The following is a 20979-nucleotide window of genomic DNA, read 5'->3' as shown; positions in this document are numbered from 1 at the left end:
TTTCCGTGACTATCAATGAAACCGAGCTGAACGTTCTGACCGCACAGCTGGCCACCGAGCTTGCAGGCGCGTGGGGGGTCGTCTCAGTCCATCTGGGGGTGCGGCAGGGCCTCTACCGGGCCCTCTCCGCCGGCCCCGCGAGTGCAGGCGAACTGGCTGGGCGGACCGGCACCAACGAACGCCTGCTTCAGGAATGGCTGGTGGGCCAGTCCCTGGCCGGATACATCACCGCGGATCCCGACGGCCGGTACAGCCTCTCGCCGGAACAGGGCATGGTTCTGGCTGTCGAGGAATCACCGGCCTACCTTGGCGGCCTCACCGAGGTGCTTGCCGCCACGGTCCAGGGGCAGCAACGCATCGACGCCGCGTTCAGCTCGGACGGAGCGTTGGCCTGGGGAGACCAGAATCCGGGGCTGTTCGACGGCTTCGACCGCTCGTTCGGTCCGGTATACCGTGCGTGCCTCTTCAGCCAATGGCTTCCGGCGCTCTCGGGGATCGAGTCCAAACTGGCCGCAGGCGCCAGTGTTGCCGACATCGGCGCCGGGCATGCGACGGCGTTGACGCTCATGGCTGCCGAGTACCCGGCCTCGCGGTTCGTCGCGGTCGACCTGCACCAGGGCTCGTTGGACGCGGCGGCCAAGAAGGCGGCGGCAGAAGGAGTGGCAGGCCGGATCCGGATGGAAAGCGCCTCCGGAGCCGAGTACGGGGGAGGGCCGTATGACCTGATCACCTTCTTCGACTCCCTTCACGACATGGGGGACCCGGAACGGGTGATCGCGCACGCTGCCCGGCAGGTGGCCGAGGACGGCTCCGTGATGGTCGTTGAACCGATGACCGCCGAGGGCCCCGACGACGCGGCGGGATTGTTCGCCGCGCGGCTGTTCTACCCCAGCTCGGCGATGCTCTGCACCCCTTCGGCGCTGGCCGGCGGCACAACGGCCCTCGGCAATCAGGTCCCGGACGAAACGTGGGCGTACCTGTTCCACCGCAATGGGTTCACATCCTTCCGCCGCGTGGCCCAGACGCCGTTCAACCGCGTCTTCGAAGCACGCCGCTGAAGCCTGCAGGAATCCGCGCCCCCCTGATCGCTGCCGCCGGCGGCCGTCAGGGGGGCGCGGATGGGCGCCACCCAGGATGACACCTACCCCCGACCGCAGCCGCGCACTATACAAAGCCGGCCGCATTTCGGCTAGGGGATATAGAAAAAGTGGCTCGTAGTGAAAACAAGGCGGGAAACCGGTGAAGCGCGGTGTTACCGTCCTCCCAGAACGTGTGCTTAGGCAACAGGTTCGCCACGGCGGCCTCCATCACGGAGCTCCGCCCAGCTGGGACATTTCACTAAGGAGAACCCTTGAATTCCACTACCCCTCCACGGCGGATGCGGCGCGCGATGGCGCTCGCCGTCACCGGCGCCGTCGTGCTCGCCCCCGTGAGTGCGTATGCCGCTCCCGGCTCCGATCCGGTCTCACCGTCAACCACCTCCTCACCCGGTGCCGACGGCGCACCCCCCAAGTCCGACGACCGCTCCGACCCGGTGGCCGACGCCCGCCGCGACCTCAACCAGAAGGCGGTGGAGAAGGTCATCTCCGGCGAGGCCAAGGTTGAGAACCGCAACGGCTCTCGAGCCGTCCGGGTCGCTCCGGGCCAGTGGGCCGAGTACGGGCTGACCGGCAGCGACCAGATCCTCTCCTTCCTCGTGGACTTCGGCGACCAGGTCGACCCCCGCTACCCGACCTCCGCGCCCGGTCCGAAGCGCAACACCATCAAGGAACCGAACCGAGCGGTGGACAACTCCACCTACTGGGCGCCACGCTTCGACCGGGCGCACTTCCTGGACATGTTCTTCAGCGGGGACGGCGAATCCCTCAAGGGCGTCTACGAGGAGATGTCCAGCGGCCGCTACACGGTCGACGGCGACGTGAGCGACTGGGTGACGGTCCCCTTCAACTCGGCCAGCTACGGCGAAACCGAGAGCCAGGCCGACATGACCCGGTTCGTGCAGGACACCGCCAATGCCTGGTACGACTCGCAGCTCGCCGCCGGGAAGACCCCCGCCGAGATCGACGCGTACCTGGCCACCTTCGACCAGTGGGACCGCTACGACTACGACAAGGACGGCGACTTCAACGAAGCCGACGGCTACATCGACCATTTCCAGGCCATCCACGCCGGCGAGGGCGAGGAAGCCGGGGCGCCCTCGTCTGCCATCTGGTCCCACCGCTGGGCCGTCGGCCAGGCCGGCCGGGGCACCTCAGGGCCCGCGGCGAACCCCTATGGCGGCATTAAGATCGGCAACTCCAACCTCTGGATCCGGGATTACACCACTGAGCCCGAGAACGGCGGCCTCGGAGTCTTCGCCCACGAATACGGCCACGACCTCGGCCTGCCCGACCTCTATGACACCAGCGGCGGCGAGAACGGCACCGGCTTCTGGACTCTCATGAGTTCCGGCTCCTGGCTGGGCCACGGCAAGGGCTCGATTGGCACCACCCCGAACCACATGGGAGCGTGGGAGAAGATCCAGCTCGGGTGGCTCGACTATGAGGTGGCCACGGCCGGCCGCGCCTCGACCCACACCATTGGTCCGTCCTTCCATGCGACGAAGGCCCCGCAGGCCGTCGTCGTGAACCTGCCCAAGGACGCGGCGGGCAAGAGCCGCTTCTACATCGCCGAGAACCGCCAGTACCTCGGCTACGACGGGATGCTCGCCACCGGCCCGTATAACTTCGGCTGGAGCCTGAGCGCCCCGGACACCGTGGAGCACTACACCTACCAGGACGGCCTGAGCATCACCTACTGGAACACCGCGCAGCGCAACAACAACACGCGCCAGCACCCGGGCGAGGGCCTCGCCCTGCCCGTGGACGCCCACCCGAAGCCACTGACCTGGTCTGACGGCACGGTGGTGCGCAACCGCATCCAGAGTTACGACGCCACCTTCGGCCGCCAGGCCACCGATCCGCTCAGCCTCCACCGCGAGCAGGCGACCGGCATGACGACGCTCACCGCGCCGTCGCAGCCGGGCGTCCCCCGCTTCGATGACACCAATCCCAACGCCTACTACGATCCGGCGAACCCGCAGGGCTCCGTCATCGTCGCCGGTACCGGCACCAGCATCGAAGTGATCCAGTCCAACCCGAACGGAATGCTCACCCTCCAGGTGCGCTGACCCGCCGGGCACCGGCAAGGAGCCGGGAGGTTTCTCCCGGCTCCTTCTGCGTTCATCGACGGTCAGCTGAGCGGGCGGATGGCCACGCCGTCCTCCCAGTGGAACAGGCGGCGTCCCTTTCCCCCGTCCAGCTCCACCCAGAGCACACTGGCATCCTCGACCAGGGCATCGACCACCCCGCGCACCGAACGGCCGTTGCCGAGTTCGACGACGACCGCGTCTCCGGCGCTCAGCTCCTGCCAGCGGCCCCGCGCCGCGGCGGCACCGCCCACGGACGACCAGGCCTCCGGCCGGCCGCGTTCAATACTCCTGGAAAGCACTTCGGCTCCTCTCAACGGACCTACGGCTCAATGGACATACGGCGCAAACCCGTGCCAGCCTGACAGGCAAAGATGAGCGTCTCCTGAGCCGCCGCTGGGAATCTCCCCACCTCCGGGCGGAGACCGCGGCCTCCGGATCGTCCGCCCGCCGGATCCGGCTCCGCTGCCGACATTGCCCCGCAGGCCCCGGCTCCGCTGCTGACATTGCCCCCGCAGGCCCCGGCGCGTAGAGTTCCCGCGCATGACCACCGTTGATGACCAGGGCCGGGTTGAACCTCCGCTCGCAGGCACCGAAGCCGAGACCCTGCTCGGTTACCTCGATTACCAACGCGCCACCCTTGCCTGGAAGGCGGGCGGACTCGACGCGGCGGGGCTGTCCGCCACGGTCGGCGTCTCGGCCCTGACCCTCGGAGGCCTGCTCAAGCACATGTCCTTCGTCGAGGACCACTGGTTCACCTATACCCTGCACGGACAGGACCGGAAGCCGCCGTGGGACGCAGTGGACTGGAAGACCGACCCCGACTGGGAGTGGCACTCCGCCGCCGGTGACGCCCCCGGTGAGCTCCTGTCCCTCTGGGAAGGGACGGTGGGACGGTCCCGCTCGCTGACCACCCAGGCGATTCGCGCGGGAGGGCTGGACCAGCGTGCCCAGCGCCCCTGGGCCAGCGGCGAGGCGCCGAGCCTGCGCTGGATCCTCGTCCACATGATCGAGGAGTACGCCCGGCACAACGGCCACGCCGACCTGCTGCGGGAATCCGTCGACGGAAGCACCGGAGAGTAACCCGGTACCTCTGTGGCCCGGCCGGCCCCACCGCGGCGCCGGCCACCCGAGGGGGCGGGCGGCGGGCGGCTGCCCCGAGCGTGGAAGTATTGGGGAATGAGCGATTCCCTTCCATCCCTCGAAGCGGCGCGGCGTGCGGTGACGGCCCTGGCCGGAGGGGGTGTGCACGACGTCGTCGTCGCCCCCGGCTCCCGCAGCGCACCGCTGGCCTACGCGCTGGCCGAGGCGGAGGCCGCCGGGCAGCTGACGCTCCATGTGCGTATCGACGAGCGCTCGGCCGGGTTCACGGCGCTGGGCCTGGCCCTGGGCGGGAAGCGGCCCGCGGCGGTGCTGACGACCTCGGGCACGGCCGTCGGGGAACTCCTGCCGGCCGTCATGGAGGCCAACCACGCGGCCGTGCCGCTGGTGGTGCTCTCGGCGGACCGGCCCGAGGAACTGCGCGGAACCGGCGCCAACCAGACGACGCAGCAGCCGGGCCTGTTCGGCAGCCACGTCCGGTGCGCCTTCGACGTGCCGGCGGGGGAGGACCCCGGGCCCTTCGTGGCCCGCGCGGTGCGCGAGGCCTGCGGCGGCGGAGCACCGGCAGGGCCGGTCCAGCTCAACCTTGCCTTCCGGGACCCGCTGGTACCGGCCGGGGACGCCTGGGACGCGCCGGTCGCAGCGCCGGCACTCCCGCACGATGCCGCGGCGGTGCCGTCGGTCGGCGGAGACGGCGCGGCCGGCTCCGCGGAGGCCCTCCAGGACGGAGAACGCCGGGCACCCTCAGCGCCGGCGGCCGGCGGCCCCGTCGTCGTGGCCGGCCACGGTGCCGGTGAGCTGGCGGCGGTCTTCGCCGCCCACCTCGGGCTGCCGCTGCTGGCCGAGCCGTCCTCCAATGCCCGGTTCGGCACCAGCGCCATCGCACCCTACCGCCTGCTCCTCGGGCACCTGGGCGCCGGCATCACCCGGGTGGTGGTCTTCGGCCGCCCGACGCTGTCCCGGCCGGTGGCCGCGCTGCTGGCCCGTACCGACATCGAGCGGGCACTCTACCTTCCGGAACCGGCGGCGTGGTTCGAGCCGGGCCGCCGCCCCGAGCGCATCATCGACAACCTTCCCGACCTCCTCGAGTTCGCCGGCCCGGCGGCGCCGGGCTGGCTTGAGGCCTGGCGCTCCGCCGGTGCGGCCGCCGATGCGGCCATCGCCACCCTGCTCGCCGGCGAGGAGGGCCTCACCGGTCCCGCCGTCGCCGAGGCCGTCTGGGAGCAGACGGACGGGTTCCTGGTGCTCGGCTCATCGAACCCCATTCGGGACGTCGACCTCACCGCAGCTCCGGGCTGGCACCCGCTCGAGGTGTTCGCCAACCGCGGGCTGGCAGGCATTGACGGCACGGTGTCGACGGCCACCGGCATTGCCCTGGCCACCGGGGTGCCCACCCGGGTGCTGATGGGCGACCTGACCTTCCTTCACGACGCAGGCGGGCTGCTCATTGGCGCAGGGGAGGCCGAGCCCGACCTACAGCTGGTGGTGCTGAACGATCACGGCGGCGGGATCTTCGGCCTGCTTGAACACGGGGAGCCCGCGACGAAGGCACGCTACGGGGCCGCCGTGGAGCGGCTCTTCGGGACGCCGCAGCAGGTGGACCTGGCGGCGCTGGCCGCGGCGTACGGGGTGGCCTTCGAACGGGTCACCACGCTGCAGGGCCTTGAAACGGCAATGGAGCGGCCCCTCAGGGGCCGCTCCATTATCGAAGTCCAGGCGGACCGGCAGTCGCTGCGGGCGCTGCACGGCCGGATCCGGGATGCCGTCGATGCGGCATTCCGGGCGGTGGAGGGTTAGAGCACCTTCGAGAGGAACTCTTTGGTGCGCTCGTGCTGAGGGTTGCCGAGGACGTCCTCGGGCTTGCCCTGCTCCACCACGACGCCGCCGTCCATGAACACCACGCGGTCCCCGACCTCGCGGGCGAAACCCATCTCGTGGGTGACGACCATCATGGTCATGCCCTCCCGGGCCAGCTGCTTCATGACCTCGAGGACGTCGCCGACGAGCTCCGGGTCCAGTGCACTGGTGGGCTCGTCGAAGAGCATCATGTCAGGATCCATCGACAGCGCCCGCGCGATGGCGACACGCTGCTGCTGGCCTCCGGAGAGCTGCGCGGGGAAGGCATCCGCCTTCTCCGCGAGGCCGACCTTGGCCAGGTTTCGCCGGGCGACCTCGATGGCCTCTGACTTGCTGCGCTTCTTGGCGCGCTGCTGGGCGAGGGTCAGGTTGGCGAGCACGCTGAGGTGCGGGAACAGGTTGAACTGCTGGAAGACCATCCCGATGCGCGTGCGCATCTTGTCCAGGTCGGTCTCCTCATCGGTGATGTCGACGCCTTCGATCATGACGGTGCCCGTGGTCGGCTCCTCCAGCCGGTTCACGCAGCGCAGCAGCGTGGACTTGCCGGAGCCGGACGGCCCGATCACGCACACCACCTCACCCTGGTCGACGTGGAAGTCGATGCCCTTGAGGACCTCATTGCTGCCGAAGCTCTTGCACAGGGCGCGGACGTCGATCGCCGGTTCGGTGGTGCTCACTGCGGAGGCACCCTTTGACGAACTGGTCACTGCCATCACCGGCCTCTCTTGTTGTGTCGTTCAAGTTTCGCGACAAGCTGCGTCAGCGGCAAGGTGATCGCGAGGTACATCAGGGCGGCGACCACCAGCGGGGTGGCGTTGGCCTGGCTCGTCACCGAGTCCCGGGCGAACACCGTGAGCTCGCGTTCGCCCAGGGCCATGCCGGCGATGAACAGCAGCGAGGTGTCCTTGATCAGGATCACCAGTTCGTTGGTCAACGGCGGGGTGATGATCCGAAACGCCTGGGGCAGCACGACGGACACCATGGTCCACGCCGGGTTCATGCCCAGCGAGCGGGCCGCCTCGACCTGGCCTTTGGGGACGGCCTCGATTCCCGCCCGGATCGTCTCGGCGATGTAGGCGGCCGCGACGACGATCAGTGCCATCAGGCCCGCTCCGGCGCTGCCTCCCGGCGGGCGCCACTGGAAGGCGATGGGGATGGCGAAGGCGAAGCCGAAGATCACCAGCAGCGCCGGAAGTCCCCGGAAGAGTTCGATGTAGGCGGTTGCGAACCAGCGGTAGGGCAGGACCGGGGACAGCTTCATGAGGGCCAGCAGGAGCCCGAGGAACAGCCCGCCGACGAACGCGATCGCCGTGTAGAGAATGGTGTTCCTGGCCGCGATGACGACGATTTCAGGGAATGTTTCCGCCGCTACTTCAAGGTTGAAGAAGTAGGAGCCGATCGTGTCCCAGTCGGCGAGGAGAACGACGACGAGGACCACGAGGATAAAGACCGCGTAAAGAACGCCTTGGACGAGGCGCCGGCGCGTAGAGGCTTTCACGCTGGGATGTACCTTCCTTCAGGAGATGGCGCGCTGGTGCCCCGGCGGCGTGCGGCCACCGGGGCACCAGCGGTGGTTTTTCTACTCCGCGAAGTAGGTGTCGTAGATTTCCTGGTACCTGCCGTTGTCGCGCAGGGTGGACAGCTGCTCGTCGACGGCGGAGACGAGGTCCTCGCTGCCTTCCTTGGCGAAGGCGAAACCGTACTGTTCGTCAGTCTTGTACTCCTCGGCGATGGTGAACGCGCCTTCTTCGGTGTGCCCGATGTTCACGGGCAGGTCCTGGAGCAGGGCGTCGACGTTGCCGGCCTGGATGGCGGCGTACATCTCCGCGTCGGACGGGAACGCGACGACCTTGGTGTCCGCAGGGACGTTCTCGCGGGTGTAGGTCTCCCCGGTGGTGCCCTGCTGGACGCCGACCGACTTGCCGGCGAGGTCATCGATGGACGCGACGTCCGAGTCGGCCGGTACCAGCAGTGACTGCAGCGAGTCGTAGTACGGCTCGGAGAACGTGAGGTTTTCCGCGCGCTCTTCGGTGATCGTGATGGCGCTGGCGCCGACGTCGCACTGCCCGGCGGCGATGACCGCGCCGCTCTGAAGTCCGTCGAAGCCGACGTCCTGGACGTCGAGCTCAAGATCGAGGCCCGTGGCGATCTCGCGCATCAGATCGATATCGAAGCCGGTGTACTCGCCGTTTTCCTCGAACTCGAACGGGGGGTACGGAATATCGGAGCAGACGGTCAGGGCGCCGTCCTTCACCAGGTTGAGGCCGCCCGCCTCGCCTGAATCGCCTGCTTCATCGGAGCCGCCGCCGCAGGCGCTCAGCGCCAGCGTTCCGGCGGCCAGTGCGGCCAGCATTGCGGTTTTCTTGGAAGACATCGGATACCTCTGCTTTTGGACGGGTAGGAAAGGTCGTGTTGATTCTAACTGCACAAGAGATGTGCGTCACAGGCTACAGGAGATGCGTATTGGTAACCAAGCACTTTCCCTGGGCAATACGGTCGAGCTACCGGGAGAGGCCCAGCGCCTCGATCATCGGGCGGAATTTGCTCCACGTTTCGGCCAGTTCGGCCTGCGGTTGTGAGCCCTCGACGATTCCGCACCCTGCATACAGCCGCACCCGGGTGCTGCTTTCAATCACCGCGCCTCGCAGCGCGATGCCCCACTCGCCGTTGCCCTCGGCGTCGATCCAGCCGACCGGTCCGGCGTACGGTCCGCGCTCAAGGTGTTCAAGCTCACGGATCAGCGCGCCGGCAACGGTCGTCGGAGTGCCGCAGACCGCGGCCGTGGGGTGCAGCGCCTCGACCAGGGCGAGCGAGGTCGGCACCTCGCCGCCGCCGTCCCGGGTCAGCCGGGCGCGGACGTCCGAGGCCAGATGCCAGACATTGGGCAGCTGCAGCACGAAGGGCTCGCTGTGGGAGGTCATCGAGTCGGTGAACGGTTCAAGCTGGCGGGTCAGGGAGTCGATGGCGATCGAGTGCTCGTGGAGCTGCTTCGCGGACCCGGCAAGCACCCGCTCGGCATACCCCGGATCATCCGCCGGGGCTCCCGCGCGGTCGAGGGTGCCGGCGAGCACGCGGGCCTGCGCCGTCGAATCCTCAACCTTGATCAGCATTTCCGGGGTAGAGCCGATCAGCCCGTCCACGGAGTAGGTCCAGCAGTCCTCGTACCGCACCGCCAGCTCACGCAGGACCTGCGCCGTGGCGACGGGGGATCCGAGTTCGGCCACCACGTCGCGGGCCAGGACCACTTTGCTCAGCTCCCCGGCCTGGATCCGCCGCACCCCGCCGGCCACCGCCTCAAGGTACTGCTCCTCGGTGAGCACCCCCGGGGCGAGCCGGTCCTCGGGGTGCGGGGCCCGGGCGGGATCCACCTCCTCGAGGTAGGCGGCCAGGGCCGCCTCCGCTGCTTCGGCGCTCAGCTCGGTGTCGGCGTCGTTCGAGATATAGGTCAACCAGCTCTGCCCGTCGCGGCAGCCGATGATGATTTCCGGCACGATCAGCCGCGAGGCGTGCCGTGAGGTCTTCGAGAAGGCAAAGGAGCCGAACGCCACCAGACCGGTGCCCGGGACAGTGAGGCCGTTGACCACCTCGGCCGATTCCAGTTCCTTCCGCCACCACCGCTGCGCCTCCGCGAAGCGGTCCGGGCCGGAGGTGGTGAAACGGGTCACCTCGCCGAAGGCGACAAGGCCGCCTCCGCGCCGGATCCAGGTATGGGCGTCGTTGCGGACCACGTAATCGAGAAGACCCGTCTCGGGTTCAATCCGCCCCCGGGGGATGGTGATGCTTCTCAGGCCGCCCGCGCGCCCGGGTGCCGGGGCAAGCGCGGCAGGAAAGGGATTGCTCATGATGATCCAAGCCTACTCCGGTGCGCGGGTGCGGCTTCCGGGGTGGGGCCCGTCCCGGCGGCCGCGGTCGGGTGGGCCGGTTTTGTTTGAGACAATGGGCGGGTGAACCGTGCATCACTGGAAAAGCGCCCTGATGAAGTAGCAGCCATGTTCGACGGCGTCGCGCCCCGGTACGACGTGGTCAACGATGTGCTCTCCCTCGGGCAGACGCACCGCTGGCGGCGCCTCGTGGTGCAGGCGGTGGGTGCCGAGCCGGGACAGCGGGTCCTCGACCTTGCCGCCGGGACGGGCACCTCCAGCGAGCCCTATGCGGACAACGGCATCCACGTCGTCGCCTGTGATTTCTCCCTCGGCATGCTCACCGTGGGCAAGCGCCGCCGCCCCGACATCGACTTCGTCGCCGGGGACGCCACAAACCTGCCGTTCGCCGACAACTCCTTTGACGCCACGACCATCTCCTTCGGGCTGCGCAACGTCAATGAGCCGCGCAAGGCCCTCGAGGAGATGCTTCGGGTCACCAAGCCCGGCGGCCGGCTCGTCATCGCCGAGTTCTCCCAGCCCACCGTGGCGCTGTGGCGCAACCTCTACACCGAATACCTGATGCGCGCCCTGCCGGCGATCGCCGAGAAGGTCAGCTCCAACCCCGACGCCTACGTGTACCTGGCCGAGTCCATCCGGGCCTGGCCGAACCAGGATGAGCTGGCCGCCTGGATCACCGGAAGCGGCTGGGGCGAGGTGGCCTACCGCAACCTCAACGGCGGGATCGTCGCCATCCACCGCGCGGTCAAACCGGGCGGGACGCCACGGCCCTCAGCGGCGCCCGCCGCCCGCGCGCGGCTCCGCCGCCGCAGCACCCGGGCAGTCAACTAGTGTCAGTCCTCATTGTCGGGGCTGGCCCCGCAGGTTCCACCGCCGCCTACTACCTCGCCCGGGCCGGCATCGAGGTCACCGTCCTTGAGAAGACCTATTTCCCGCGGGAGAAGGTCTGCGGCGACGGACTCACGCCGCGCGCGGTGCGTGAAATCCAGCTTCTTGGCCTCCCGCACGACGAAGCGGACGGCTGGCGGCGTAATAAGGGCCTGCGCCTGCTCGCCGGCGGCCGCACCGTCGAGGTCCCCTGGCCCGAGCTGAGCGACTTCCCCGGGTACGGGCTGGTGCGCACCCGCCTCGGCTTCGACGAGGCCCTCGCCGGCCACGCCCGCGCGGCCGGCGCCACCATCCTCGAGGGACATTCGGTCTCCGCGGCCGTCCGGGACGAGACGGGCCGGGTCACCGGCGTCACCGCGAACCTGCTCGACGACGGTGGCCGGAAGACGGGTGAGTCGCGCACCTTCTCCGCCGACGTCGTCCTTGCCGCCGACGGAAACTCCACCCGCACCGCCGTCAGCCTCGGGATGGCCAAACGCGACGACCGGCCCCTCGGCGTCGCCGTGCGCACCTACTTCACCAGCCCCCGGCACGACGACGACTGGATGGAGGGCTGGCTTGAACTGCCCGACGCCACCGGGCGCCCGCTGCCCGGCTACGGGTGGGTCTTCGGGGTGGGCGACGGCACCTCCAACGTCGGGCTGGGCATCCTTAACTCCTCGTCGGAGTTCGGGAAGCTCGACTACAAGCAGGTCCTCCGGGACTGGACCGCAGGCATGCCGGCCGAGTGGGGGTTCACCCCCGACAACCAGGTCGGGGAGATCCGTGGGGCCGCCCTGCCCATGGGCTTCAACCGGACCCCGCATTACAGCCCCGGCCTGCTGCTGCTCGGCGACGCCGGCGGTATGGTTTCCCCCTTCAACGGCGAGGGCATCTCCTACGCCATGGAATCGGCGCGCTTCGCCGCGGAGTTCATCGCCTCGGCCCAGGATGTCACCTCCCTCGCCGGAAGGGACCAGGTCCTCACCGGCTACGCCCCGCACATCCGGTCCCAATGGGGGAGCCACTTCACGCTCGGCCGGGTGTTCGCCCAGCTGATCGGTAAACCGGCCATCCTGCGGCTGGCCCTGCGCACCGGGATGCCGATTCCGCTGCTCATGCGTTTCGTGGTGAGGATGCTCGCCAACCTCACCGACGCCGGCGGGCGCGGCTTTGAAGACCGGGTGATCCACCTGCTCGAAGCGCTGGTGCCGCCCACCGCGAATCAGCCGCTGGCCCCCCGCGGTACCCGTGCGTCATCCGCCACCCCACTTGGTTAGGCTTATACAGTGACTTCCTCCTTCGACTCCGGCATGACCAGCGTGGAAAACGGCACGCTCGACACCGCTGAGAACCCGGACGACGGCCTTTCAGCCTTCAAGCTGCCGCCGGGGTTCGCGCTCATCGCCGACGATCCCAACCTTGGCCCGGCCGTCTCCTCCTGCCTGACCGAGGTGGAAAAGCAGCTCCGCGGGGCCATTGCCAGCGCCGATCGGCTGGCCGATGCAACCTCCCGCCACCTGGTGGAGGCCGGCGGCAAGCGCATCCGCCCGCTCCTGACGCTCCTGGCGTCCCACCTTGGCGACCCCGGCCGGCCCGAGGTGGTCCAGGCCGCCGTCGTCGTCGAGCTGACCCACCTGGCCACTCTCTACCACGACGACGTGATGGACTCGGCGCCCTACCGCCGGGGCGCCCCCACGGCACACGAGGTGTGGGGCAACACCGTGGCCATCCTCACCGGTGACCTGATCTTCGCGCGGGCCTCGATCCTGGTATCCGAACTCGGCGGAGAGGCGCTCGGGATCCAGGCCCGCACCTTCGAGCGGCTGTGCCTGGGGCAGCTCCACGAGACCGTGGGGCCGCGCGAGAACCAGGATCCGCTCGAGCACTACCTCTCGGTCATCGCCGACAAGACCGGCTCCCTCGTGGCCGCCTCGGGCCAGCTGGGTGCGCTGTTCGCCAACACCTCCCAGGAAGTCATCGACGTCATGGTGGAGTACGGAGAGAAGGTCGGGGTGGCCTTCCAGCTTGCCGACGACGTCATCGACGTCACCGGGCTGAAGGTAACCTCCGGTAAGTCGCCCGGCACCGACCTGCGCGAGGGCGTGCCGACCCTTCCGGTCATCCTGCTGCGGCGCGCCGCCGCCGCCGGCGACACTTCGGCCGCGGACGTGCTGGCCCTCGTCGACGGCGACCTCAGCTCCGATGAGGTGCTCGAGGAGGCAGTGGCCGCGGTGCGTGCGCACCCGCAGACGCAGGAGGCCTGGGCGTTCGCCCAGCGCTGGGCCGATGACGCCGTCGCCGCCCTGGAGCCCCTGCCCGAGAGCGTCGTGAAGCAGGCCCTCACGAGCTTCGCGCAGGCTGTCGTCAGCCGGGACGTGTAACCCTCGAGAGCTCACCGGCCCTCGGCCGGCCGCTCCGCCAGTTCGATCCGGGCCTGCTCCCCGTCGGCTCCCCGCGTGAATTCGACGTCGACGGTGTCGCCGGGGTCGAGGTGGCCGGGATGGCGAATCCCAGTGAAACGGCGCCGGCCTGCGGCGGGATGTACGCTTCGCCGATCCGGATGATTTCGCCCTGACCGTTGACCACGGGCCCGCCGGAGTTGCCGGGACAGATTGCGGCGTCCGGCTGGATCAGTTCCACGAGCGACTGGCTGCTCGAGGCCGAGCCGGGGATCTGCCGGTGAAGTCCCGAGATGATCCCTGCAGTCACCCCGTTGCCCAGTCAAGGATGGGCGGGCGCGCGAAAGGCCCTGATCCGTTGCGAAGCGGAGCACCGCTGCCGGTGCTGCCTGGTCGGGGGCGAACGCTCCCGGGCCGGCGGCGGGGTCCGGCTGCCGTGCTGCCGCAACCGGCGGGGCCGGTGGCTGCCCTGGGCGGGACCGGTGCCCCTCCCGCGGCGGCGGGCCGGGGCGGCTGTGCCGCGGACGCGGTCGGGAGGGTCGATACGCTCGACGATCTCCTGGAATTCGGCATCGAGAAAATCATCATCGAGGTACATCAATTCGAGGAACTCGGACACCGTGAATGCTTCACGGGACTCGACGGAATGCATCAACATTGAAACCCCTGCAGAACCAGCTTTCAATTACACAATGGCCGCATATGTTTTTGCCGCCCCGGGTGCTCCGGGACACCTCTTTTAATAGCACCGGAAGGTGCCGGACTGCAAGAGTCCGGCACTTGGAGGGTGGCCCGGCACCGGACTGCAGGGGGCCGGTGCCGGGCGACGCGGCTGGTGCCGCTCCTAGTGCGGCGCCGAGCACCCCTCCAGCAGCTGAATGCCGTGCTCGGTCTGGCGGTGGACCAGCACCGAGCCCTGAGAGTCGCAGATCGCGTTGACGAGCAGGGCATAGCCCTCACCGCTCTGGAAATTGCCGCTCTCGCCGGCGACGCCGATGCCCTGGATGGTTCCGGGGGGAACGAGGACCCAGGACTGGGGCCCGCCGGGGAAGACACTGGGCAGCCACACCCAGTTGCCCTTGATGACCGGCCCTGTCGTACAGTTCGACCCGCACGCGGCCGGGGGCCGGGATACGTTCACGCAGTCGAGCGCGTTTGCGGCTGTGGGGATGAAAACAAAAGCGGCAGCCAGTCCGGCCGCGGCAAGGGACTTTTTGAGCATGGCAACTCCGTCGATAGCAGTGCTGAATACGACGAGACCAGATTTGACCGCCGCAATTTCTTCCGGCGAGCCCCCTGCGAACAAATAATACCGACGGCGCGATCTACGTCAATACAAATGTCGAGACTATTGTCGGAAATTTTTTCCGCTGCCTGCTACAGGGCGGCGCGGAGTTCCCGTGCTTTCCGGGCGCGCACCCCAGGGTCGACGATGGGGCGTTTCGGGGTGAAATAGAAACCGTCATCGTGCCACCGCGGCAGGACGTGCTGGTGGTAGTGCCAGACGTGCTGGCTGCCCGCGGGCTCGTTGTGCTGGCGGGTAGAGACGCCGTCGGGCTGCCACGCCCGCTTGATCGCCACGGCGAGGTCGCGGGTGAGGAGCATGATGCGCGAGGCCACGTCGTCGGGAAGTTCATACAGCAGTTCGAAGTGGGCGCGCGGGGTAATCAGCACGTGGCCGGGATTCGGCGCGAATCCGTGCGAGGCGATGAAGGCGAGGGCGAGGTCGTCCGCATAGATGACGTCCCCGGGCCGGCAGAGGTTGCGCGGGTTATCGAAGTTTCCGCGGGCCAGATCGCAGAAGGGGCACTGGTAGCCCTCAGGGGCGTGATTGACGAACCCGGACATCTCAGTCCTCGTCGGTGTCTTCGAACACCCACTCGAACAGGTCCAGGACATACTCGCTGAACGTTCCCTCTTCGCTCTGCCACTCACCGCGGGCATTGTTGCGGCGCCAGATGATTGGGTCGGGCACCGACAGCTGGTCGGCGCGCATTCCCCAGGTGTACTGCTCGTCCTCGTCCTCAAGGAACAGCAGGAAGCCGTCTTCGATCTCGAGCTCGTCCGGGTCCCAGAAAAAGTGGAATGCCTCCATGATGTCCTCGGTCGCCCCGACCGCGAGGTAGAACTCACGCAGCGCCAGGGGCAGCTGGAAATCCTTCCCCTCCATCAGCTCGTCGATCTCGGCCGGCGAGAGGCCGTCCTCCTCTTCCCACTGGTCGTCAAAGTAGGCAGGAACCAGGGCGCGGAACTTGTCCAGGAACAGCTCGGTCACGAAAAACTCCAGATGGGATTGGGGGAAGGCTCCATCCTATCCTCCAATGCGGGGCCCGGTGACCGGCCCGCTGCCGCCTAGGTCCGCGCCGCGAGCGGTGCCCGCCACCCGTACCGCCAGGACAGCAGGCGCAGCACAAAGACGACGGACGCGGCCGCGGTGCCGGTGAACAGGTTGAACCACCCGGCCCCGACGAGAAGCGCCACGACGGCGGCGCCGAGCATGGCGGGGAGCGCGTAGATGTCGCGCGGGTCGAACAGCTGCGGCACCTCATTGGCCACCACATCCCGCAGCAGGCCGCCACCCACCCCGGTCGTCACCCCGAGCAGGACGGCGGCAACCGGGTTGAGGCCGAAATCCAGTGCCTTGACGGTCCCGGTGACGCAGAACAGGGCAAGCCCGCCGGCGTCGAAGATGACCACGACCCGCTTGATCCGTTCCACCCCCGCCACGGTGAAGTAGACCAGCACCGTCGCCAGCAGGGGAGGAATGAGGTAGGCCGGGTTGCTGAATGCCGCCGGCGGGGTGTCGATGATGACGTCGCGCGCGACGCCGCCGCCGAGGCCCGCGAGGGAGGCAAGCAGCAGGGAGCCCACGAGGTCGAAGCCCTTGCGTGCAGCCAGCAGGGAGCCTGAGACGGCGAAGAAGAAGACGCCCAGCAGGTCAAGGATCAGGGCGATCTGGGACGCGGCGGTCATGAAGTCCTTTTCAGGGGTGGGTCAGGCCGGGGTTTCGATCTCCCGCGAGAGCACCCAGGTCTTCGTTTCGCCCCGCAGTTCCACGGTGATCGTGGTCATCAGCGCCTCGATCAGGGCCAGGCCCCGGCCGCTCTCCTCGTCGTCGTCCGGCAGGGAGGCCGACGGCATCTTCGGCGAGGGCACGGCACCGATCTCCGAGATGCGGGCCTGCAGCACCGAGGCCATGACGGTCAGGGTGACGGCCAGCCGGAGCTCGCCGCCGGGCACCGCGACGCCGTGCTGCACCACGTTCGAGGCGGACTCGATCACCGCGGTGGTGAAGGCCATCTGGTCGAGTTCGGGAACGAAGGAGGCGATCTCCCAGATCCGGTCGAGCTCGGTGTGGAGCTCGTCGATCGCCTCGGGGGTCGCGGGCGCCTGGTAGGCGCGCTGCGCGAGCACCTCAGTCATTGGAGAAAGCGCCTTCGGCCGTGGCATGCGGGGTCAGGACCCGGTTCATGCTGGTCAGCTCCAGGACCATCTTCACCTGGGGCTGCACGCAGGCGATGCGGAGGTCTCCGCCGGCCTGGCGGGCCATCTTCAGGCAGCCGATCAGGGCGCCCAGGCCCGAGGAGTCGATGAAGTCGGTGGCCAGCATATTGAGCACGATGCGCTTGTTTCCCGCCGAGACTACCTCGCCGACCACCTCGCGCAGCTTCGGCGCCGCAACCATATTGAGCCGCCCGGTGCCGGACACCTCGGTGTAGGAGTCCTTTTGTTCAGTGCTGAACCGCATCTACGCTCCTCTTTTCGGGGGTGAACCCCTTGTACTTTACTGCCTTGATCAGCACACTGAGGACCAGCAGGTCGAAGGCCACCCAGGCCACGTTGACGAGGGTCCCGATCGGCTCGTTGAGCCCGGCCACAAGCCGGACCACCCCGACGACAAGTGCTGCGGCGAGCAGCGCCATCACGATCAGCTGCGGCCGGATCAGGTCCCAGCGGGGTCCGGATTCCTGGCGGGTCTTGGGGGTGACGGCGAAGCCCAGCGGGCGCCCGAACCACACGTTGCGGGCCGCCGTCGTGCAGGCCCGGATCCAGGTCGGGAACAGCGCCAGGCTGTACTGCTGGCCGCGCCAGGTGGGGATGCCCCGGCCGGTGACCGCGAACAGCAGCTGGTTGACCACCATGAACGGCACGAAGCGGAGGAAGAACTCGGAACTGATCCCGGTCACCGGAAGCACGCCGAGGGTGAGGTAGATGACCGGGGCGGCGAAGTAGACGACGGCCGCGAAGCCGCTGAGGTAGGACCACATCGTCGCGAAGTACATCAGGCGCTGCGCCAGTCCCAGGCCGCGGCGGACCAGCGGATTCTCCCGCAGCAGGACCTGGATGGTGCCCTGCGCCCAGCGCAGCCGCTGCGTCAGCATTGTCGAAAGGTCCTCGGGGGCCAGGCCGGTGGCGAGTATTTCGTGGTGGTAGACGCTCTGCCAGCCCATCGCATGCATCCCCATGGAGGTGGCCATGTCCTCGGTGACGGAGATGGTCGCCATCGGCATGATCGGCTGGGCCTCCGCGGAGCGCTCGATCGAGAGGGCGTCGAGGACCCCCTGGACCGACTCCAGGGCCGCCAGCGGGGACAGGTCGCGGTGGGACATGCGTTCGATCGCGCCGTCCAGTTCGCCCCCGTCAGGAAGGGCGCCTTCCGTACCCTGTTCGAGGGCCGCAATGTCGGCCAGGTCGGCCTCGAGCGATGAGAAGTCGGCGCCGACCAGGGACTGCACGGCCTCGTCGACGGTCCGGCGCACCCGGTAGGTGACCTCGCTGAGGGACACGCCCGCGCGCAGTTCCGCCCGCGCACGCTCCGTTGCCGACTCGACGTCGTCGAGCAGCCCCGCGACCAGGGGGTCGGCCGCCTCGGGCGATCTGCGGGCCCGGCGCAGGGCGGTCCGGGAGGCCTTCAGGGCCCTGGTGACGCCCTGCTCGACCTCCTTGACGTAGCCGGCCAGGCCGAGCTGCATGAGTGCCTCGCGCCGCAGGACGGCATTGGATCCGCAGAAGAAGGCCGCGTTCCAGCCGTCCTTGCCCTGCTGGATCGGTCCGTAGAACAGCGGGGCCTGGCTGCCCAGCGGGTCATCGTCGGGCACATTCGCGAAGTACTGCGGGGTCTGCACCAGGGCCATCCGCCGGTTGTTGAAGTAGCCGAGGGTCTTCTCGAGGATCGCGGGATCGGGGACCTGGTCGGCGTCGAGGATCAGCAGGAACTCGCCCTGGGTCTCCATGAGTGCGTTGTTGAGGTTGCCTGCCTTGGCGTGCCGGGGCCGGTCCGCCCAGTCCGGGCCCCGCGTGAGGTAGCCGAGGCCATGCTGCCGCGCGAGCTCCCGCACCTCCTCGCGTCCTCCGTCGTCGAGGATCCAGGTGCTGTGCGGGTGCCGGATGGCCTTCGCCGCGAGTGCCGTCTCCAGCACCATCTCCGGAGGCTCGTTGTAGGTGGTGATGAAGACGTCGACAGTGGCATCGGCGGGGGCGGGCGGGGCCGTGCGCTGCTTCTTCTTCCACACGGTCAGCCCGAACAGCCCGACGTCGATCAGGCTGTAGGTCTCCGCGGCCACCAGGGGAACCGCGATCCACCAGGCGTCCCAGTTGAGGGATTCCAGCCAGCGCCATGCGAGATAGTTGATGCCCAGCAGGACGGTCAGGACCACCAGGAGGCGGGTGGGCAGGTGCCTCACCCGGCCCGCTCCGCCGCGCGGAGGTTCTCGGCTTCACCGGTAGCGCCGGTGGCCTTCCGGCGGAGGATGACGACGGTGACGTCGTCGTCGACCTCGGGCACGTCGGCGAGCCCGAGCAGCGTCTCGCAGGCCTGTGCGGCGCTCCCGCTCGAATGGACCACCCGGGCCATCGCTGCGGTGAACTCATCGATCGTGGGGTAGGCGTCGAGCAGGCCGTCGCTGATGACGGCGAGGGTGTCTCCGGGGGCCAGGACCAGCCGGCCCGGTGTCCAGGTCTGCCCGGCCCACGCCCCGACGGGCGGACCGCCGGGGGAGAGGCGGATGCAGTCGCCTCCCGCGGTGATGTGAAGTGCGAGGCCGTGGCCGGCGTCGACGTAGTCGACAATGCCGGTGGAGGTGTTGAACCGGGCGTGGAAGAGGGTCACGAAGGATCCGGCCTTGTCGAGGTCCGGCTCGGTGGCCCGGGCGGCGGCGTTGAACGCCGCATCGATGTTCGACTGGTTGGAGACCGACCGCATGACCGCTCGGACGGTGGCGGCGATCAGGGCCGCTCCCATGCCCTTGCCCATGGCGTCGGCGACGGTGAGGTGGAGCCCGTCGGCGGTCCGGTACCAGTCGTAGAAGTCCCCGCCGACGCTGCGGGAGGGACGGAACTGGCCGGCCAGGTCGTAGTCGTCGAGGGAGAGCGCATCACGGGGCAGCAGGCTCTGCTGGACTTCGGCCGCGCGGCGCCGCTCGGTGGCGTTGGCCTCCTCGACGGCGCTCTGCCGGTTCTGGCGGCGGAAGATCGAGTTGAGGCGCGCAACGAGTTCGCGGGGGCTGAACGGCTTGGAGATGTAGTCGTCGGCTCCGGTTTCGAGGCCCGTCAGCCGTTCGATCTCGTCGGTGCGGGCGGTGATCATGAGGATGTAGGCATCGGAGAAGGTGCGCACCTCCCTGCAGATTTCGATGCCGTCGCCGTCGGGCAGGTTGAGGTCCAGGGTGATCAGGTCGACCCCCAGGCGAGCGGCCAGAAGTCCATCCCTGGCGGTCCCCGCCTCGGTCACGTCGAAGCCCTGCATGGTGAGGATCTGCACCAGGAGGCTCCGGATATCGGCGTCGTCTTCTACAACCAGGGCACGGCGTCGATCCGGAGCGTCAGTCATGTCCCTCATTAAACGCTACGGCCAGAGCTGGCCGTGCAGCGGTGCAGTACGTCGTGTCGTCGCGCGAAGGAGGGGCAAGACGGCGGTCGGCGCCGGTGCCCCTCATTCATTCCAGCAGCAGCTGGCTAGGCGGCGGGCTCGGGTGCGGGCTCGGGTGCGGGTGCGGGCTCGGGGGCGGGTGCGGGCTCGGGGGCGGGTGCGGGTGCGGGCTCGGGGGCGGGTGCGGGCTCGGGGGCGGGTGCGGGCTCCGGTGCCGGCTCGGGGGCGGGTGCGGGCTCCGGTGCCGGCTCGGGGGCGGGTGCGGGCTCGGGGGCGGGTGCGGGCTCCGGTGCCGGCTCGGGAGCGGGCTCCGGCTCGGGTGCCGGCGGCACGACCACTACCGGAGGCTTCGGCTTGTCGATGTTCTTCTGGTAGCCCTTGGAGTGCAGGTGGGCCGCCTCGGAGTTCGACGTTCCAGGCGCCTTGGCCTTGGCGGCGGCGGCGACGGGGTTGGCCTTGGCGGCCCCAGGTGCCTTGGCGGCGGCGAGGGTCTTGGCAGCGGCAACCGGAGCCTTGGCCTTGGCTGTTGCAGCAACCGGGTTGGCCTTGGCGACGGAGGAGTTGGAGGTTCCGGCAGGCTTGGCCTTGGCGGCGGCGGCGACGGGGTTGGCTTTCGCCGTGGCGGACGGAGCCGCACTTGCAGCTCCCGCTCCGAGGGTCAGTGCGAGCATGCCGGTGAGACCGGCAGCGGCAATCTTCTGTACAACGTTCACGAATACCTCACTTCGGGTGAGCCGGCCCAGCGCCGGCTCTTCCATCGACGGTATTCGCCTCTTCCCCTGTCAGTCCGCGGATTGCGGTAAAGCTGTGGACTTA

General features: G+C 68.9%; 23 protein-coding genes. 8 read left to right on the top strand and 15 right to left on the bottom strand.

The window, feature by feature from the left end; all coding sequences use genetic code 11:
* Window positions 1-5: 5 nt before the first annotated feature.
* Together GVV77_RS09165 and GVV77_RS09160 are read left to right on the top strand one after the other, a co-directional pair.
* Entirely contained in the window at window positions 6-1058 is a 1053-nt protein-coding gene (locus GVV77_RS09165; RefSeq protein WP_159617793.1) for a class I SAM-dependent methyltransferase, read from the top strand.
* Window positions 1059-1351: 293 nt separating this feature from the next.
* Window positions 1352-3169, top strand: coding sequence for an immune inhibitor A domain-containing protein (locus GVV77_RS09160; protein WP_343033049.1), 1818 nt, complete (start codon window positions 1352-1354; stop codon window positions 3167-3169).
* A 62-nt stretch (window positions 3170-3231) separates the two neighbouring features.
* Here GVV77_RS09160 and GVV77_RS09155 read toward each other — a convergent pair whose 3' ends face one another.
* Window positions 3232-3489: a hypothetical protein gene (locus GVV77_RS09155; protein WP_246199719.1), complete on the bottom strand. Its 258-nt coding sequence runs from the start codon at window positions 3487-3489 to the stop codon at window positions 3232-3234.
* 241 nt (window positions 3490-3730) lie between these two features.
* Between GVV77_RS09155 and GVV77_RS09150 the strand changes: the two genes are divergently transcribed.
* Both GVV77_RS09150 and menD read left to right on the top strand, forming a co-directional pair.
* Window positions 3731-4270 carry a DinB family protein gene (locus GVV77_RS09150; protein ID WP_159617792.1) on the top strand — a complete coding sequence of 180 codons (540 nt, stop codon included), beginning with the start codon at window positions 3731-3733 and terminating at the stop codon, window positions 4268-4270.
* A 96-nt stretch (window positions 4271-4366) separates the two neighbouring features.
* Window positions 4367-6085, top strand: coding sequence for a 2-succinyl-5-enolpyruvyl-6-hydroxy-3-cyclohexene-1-carboxylic-acid synthase (gene menD / locus GVV77_RS09145; RefSeq protein ID WP_159617791.1), 1719 nt, complete (start codon window positions 4367-4369; stop codon window positions 6083-6085).
* Here menD and GVV77_RS09140 read toward each other — a convergent pair.
* From GVV77_RS09140 to GVV77_RS09125, 4 genes are all read right to left on the bottom strand, one after another.
* Window positions 6082-6858, bottom strand: coding sequence for an amino acid ABC transporter ATP-binding protein (locus tag GVV77_RS09140; protein ID WP_159617790.1), 777 nt, complete (start codon window positions 6856-6858; stop codon window positions 6082-6084). The two genes, menD and GVV77_RS09140, sit on opposite strands and share 4 nt — an antisense overlap.
* A complete protein-coding gene (locus tag GVV77_RS09135; protein WP_159617789.1) occupies window positions 6858-7643 on the bottom strand; it encodes an amino acid ABC transporter permease in 786 nt (261 codons plus the stop codon). The genes GVV77_RS09140 and GVV77_RS09135 overlap by 1 nt, the downstream gene beginning before the upstream one ends.
* Before the next feature lie 81 nt (window positions 7644-7724).
* Window positions 7725-8519 carry a transporter substrate-binding domain-containing protein gene (locus GVV77_RS09130; protein ID WP_159617788.1) on the bottom strand — a complete coding sequence of 265 codons (795 nt, stop codon included), beginning with the start codon at window positions 8517-8519 and terminating at the stop codon, window positions 7725-7727.
* Window positions 8520-8646: 127 nt separating this feature from the next.
* Window positions 8647-9987, bottom strand: coding sequence for an isochorismate synthase (locus GVV77_RS09125; RefSeq protein WP_159617787.1), 1341 nt, complete (start codon window positions 9985-9987; stop codon window positions 8647-8649).
* Window positions 9988-10089: 102 nt separating this feature from the next.
* Here GVV77_RS09125 and GVV77_RS09120 point away from each other — a divergent pair, with 102 nt between their 5' ends.
* Genes GVV77_RS09120 through GVV77_RS09110 form a run of 3 tightly spaced genes read left to right on the top strand, consistent with a single transcriptional unit; the run spans window position 10090 to window position 13277 of the window.
* Complete coding sequence (locus tag GVV77_RS09120; protein WP_159617786.1) at window positions 10090-10857, top strand: demethylmenaquinone methyltransferase; 768 nt, start codon at window positions 10090-10092, stop codon at window positions 10855-10857.
* Complete coding sequence (locus tag GVV77_RS09115) at window positions 10857-12173, top strand: geranylgeranyl reductase family protein (protein WP_159617785.1); 1317 nt, start codon at window positions 10857-10859, stop codon at window positions 12171-12173. Before GVV77_RS09120 ends, GVV77_RS09115 begins: the two co-directional genes overlap by 1 nt.
* 9 nt (window positions 12174-12182) lie before the next feature.
* Complete coding sequence (locus GVV77_RS09110) at window positions 12183-13277, top strand: polyprenyl synthetase family protein (RefSeq protein WP_246199718.1); 1095 nt, start codon at window positions 12183-12185, stop codon at window positions 13275-13277.
* Here GVV77_RS09110 and GVV77_RS18305 read toward each other — a convergent pair.
* A complete protein-coding gene (locus GVV77_RS18305) occupies window positions 13261-13605 on the bottom strand; it encodes a trypsin-like serine protease (RefSeq protein ID WP_246199717.1) in 345 nt (114 codons plus the stop codon). The two genes, GVV77_RS09110 and GVV77_RS18305, sit on opposite strands and share 17 nt — an antisense overlap.
* A 126-nt stretch (window positions 13606-13731) precedes the next feature.
* Between GVV77_RS18305 and GVV77_RS09100 the strand changes: the two genes are divergently transcribed.
* The gene (locus GVV77_RS09100; protein ID WP_159617784.1) at window positions 13732-13956 is read left to right on the top strand and encodes a hypothetical protein; all 225 of its coding nucleotides are present in this window, start codon (window positions 13732-13734) and stop codon (window positions 13954-13956) included.
* A 183-nt stretch (window positions 13957-14139) separates the two neighbouring features.
* Here GVV77_RS09100 and GVV77_RS09095 read toward each other — a convergent pair whose 3' ends face one another.
* The 9 genes from GVV77_RS09095 to GVV77_RS09055 form a co-directional block, all read right to left on the bottom strand.
* On the bottom strand, window positions 14140-14517 hold the full coding sequence (locus tag GVV77_RS09095; protein ID WP_159617783.1) for a hypothetical protein: 378 nt from the start codon (window positions 14515-14517) through the stop codon (window positions 14140-14142).
* A gap of 155 nt (window positions 14518-14672) precedes the next feature.
* Window positions 14673-15143 carry an HIT family protein gene (locus GVV77_RS09090; protein ID WP_159617782.1) on the bottom strand — a complete coding sequence of 157 codons (471 nt, stop codon included), beginning with the start codon at window positions 15141-15143 and terminating at the stop codon, window positions 14673-14675.
* A gap of 1 nt (window position 15144) precedes the next feature.
* Window positions 15145-15570 (bottom strand): hypothetical protein, encoded by a 426-nt coding sequence (locus tag GVV77_RS09085; RefSeq protein WP_120167907.1) that lies wholly within the window; start codon window positions 15568-15570, stop codon window positions 15145-15147.
* 77 nt (window positions 15571-15647) lie between these two features.
* Window positions 15648-16268: a trimeric intracellular cation channel family protein gene (locus GVV77_RS09080; protein ID WP_159617781.1), complete on the bottom strand. Its 621-nt coding sequence runs from the start codon at window positions 16266-16268 to the stop codon at window positions 15648-15650.
* A gap of 21 nt (window positions 16269-16289) precedes the next feature.
* Window positions 16290-16718 (bottom strand): ATP-binding protein, encoded by a 429-nt coding sequence (locus tag GVV77_RS09075; RefSeq protein WP_159617780.1) that lies wholly within the window; start codon window positions 16716-16718, stop codon window positions 16290-16292.
* Window positions 16711-17043, bottom strand: a complete 333-nt coding sequence (locus GVV77_RS09070; RefSeq protein WP_120167913.1) for an STAS domain-containing protein — start codon at window positions 17041-17043, stop codon at window positions 16711-16713. The genes GVV77_RS09075 and GVV77_RS09070 overlap by 8 nt, the downstream gene beginning before the upstream one ends.
* Entirely contained in the window at window positions 17027-18979 is a 1953-nt protein-coding gene (locus GVV77_RS09065; protein WP_159617779.1) for a glycosyltransferase family 2 protein, read from the bottom strand. Before GVV77_RS09065 ends, GVV77_RS09070 begins: the two co-directional genes overlap by 17 nt.
* The gene (locus GVV77_RS09060; protein ID WP_159617778.1) at window positions 18976-20124 is read right to left on the bottom strand and encodes a PP2C family protein-serine/threonine phosphatase; all 1149 of its coding nucleotides are present in this window, start codon (window positions 20122-20124) and stop codon (window positions 18976-18978) included. The genes GVV77_RS09065 and GVV77_RS09060 overlap by 4 nt, the downstream gene beginning before the upstream one ends.
* Before the next feature lie 125 nt (window positions 20125-20249).
* Window positions 20250-20876, bottom strand: a complete 627-nt coding sequence (locus GVV77_RS09055; RefSeq protein ID WP_159617777.1) for a hypothetical protein — start codon at window positions 20874-20876, stop codon at window positions 20250-20252.
* Window positions 20877-20979 lie beyond the last annotated feature (103 nt).

It is taken from the genome of Arthrobacter zhaoguopingii (genome assembly GCF_009828605.1).
GTDB classification, from domain to species: domain Bacteria; phylum Actinomycetota; class Actinomycetes; order Actinomycetales; family Micrococcaceae; genus Arthrobacter_D; species Arthrobacter_D zhaoguopingii.
The sequence above is the reverse complement of the archived record's forward strand: the minus strand, read 5'-3'. Positions and strand labels throughout refer to the sequence as shown.

Coding starts and splice junctions, on each gene's coding strand:
- GVV77_RS09090 (WP_159617782.1), bottom strand. CDS start 15,143: ATGTCCGGGTTCGTCAATCACGCCCCTGAGGGCTACCAGTGCCCCTTC.
- GVV77_RS09070 (WP_120167913.1), bottom strand. CDS start 17,043: ATGCGGTTCAGCACTGAACAAAAGGACTCCTACACCGAGGTGTCCGGC.
- GVV77_RS09080 (WP_159617781.1), bottom strand. CDS start 16,268: ATGACCGCCGCGTCCCAGATCGCCCTGATCCTTGACCTGCTGGGCGTC.
- GVV77_RS09060 (WP_159617778.1), bottom strand. CDS start 20,124: ATGACTGACGCTCCGGATCGACGCCGTGCCCTGGTTGTAGAAGACGAC.
- GVV77_RS09150 (WP_159617792.1), top strand. CDS start 3,731: ATGACCACCGTTGATGACCAGGGCCGGGTTGAACCTCCGCTCGCAGGC.
- GVV77_RS09095 (WP_159617783.1), bottom strand. CDS start 14,517: ATGCTCAAAAAGTCCCTTGCCGCGGCCGGACTGGCTGCCGCTTTTGTT.
- menD (WP_159617791.1), top strand. CDS start 4,367: ATGAGCGATTCCCTTCCATCCCTCGAAGCGGCGCGGCGTGCGGTGACG.
- GVV77_RS09140 (WP_159617790.1), bottom strand. CDS start 6,858: ATGGCAGTGACCAGTTCGTCAAAGGGTGCCTCCGCAGTGAGCACCACC.
- GVV77_RS09125 (WP_159617787.1), bottom strand. CDS start 9,987: ATGAGCAATCCCTTTCCTGCCGCGCTTGCCCCGGCACCCGGGCGCGCG.
- GVV77_RS09130 (WP_159617788.1), bottom strand. CDS start 8,519: ATGTCTTCCAAGAAAACCGCAATGCTGGCCGCACTGGCCGCCGGAACG.
- GVV77_RS09075 (WP_159617780.1), bottom strand. CDS start 16,718: ATGACTGAGGTGCTCGCGCAGCGCGCCTACCAGGCGCCCGCGACCCCC.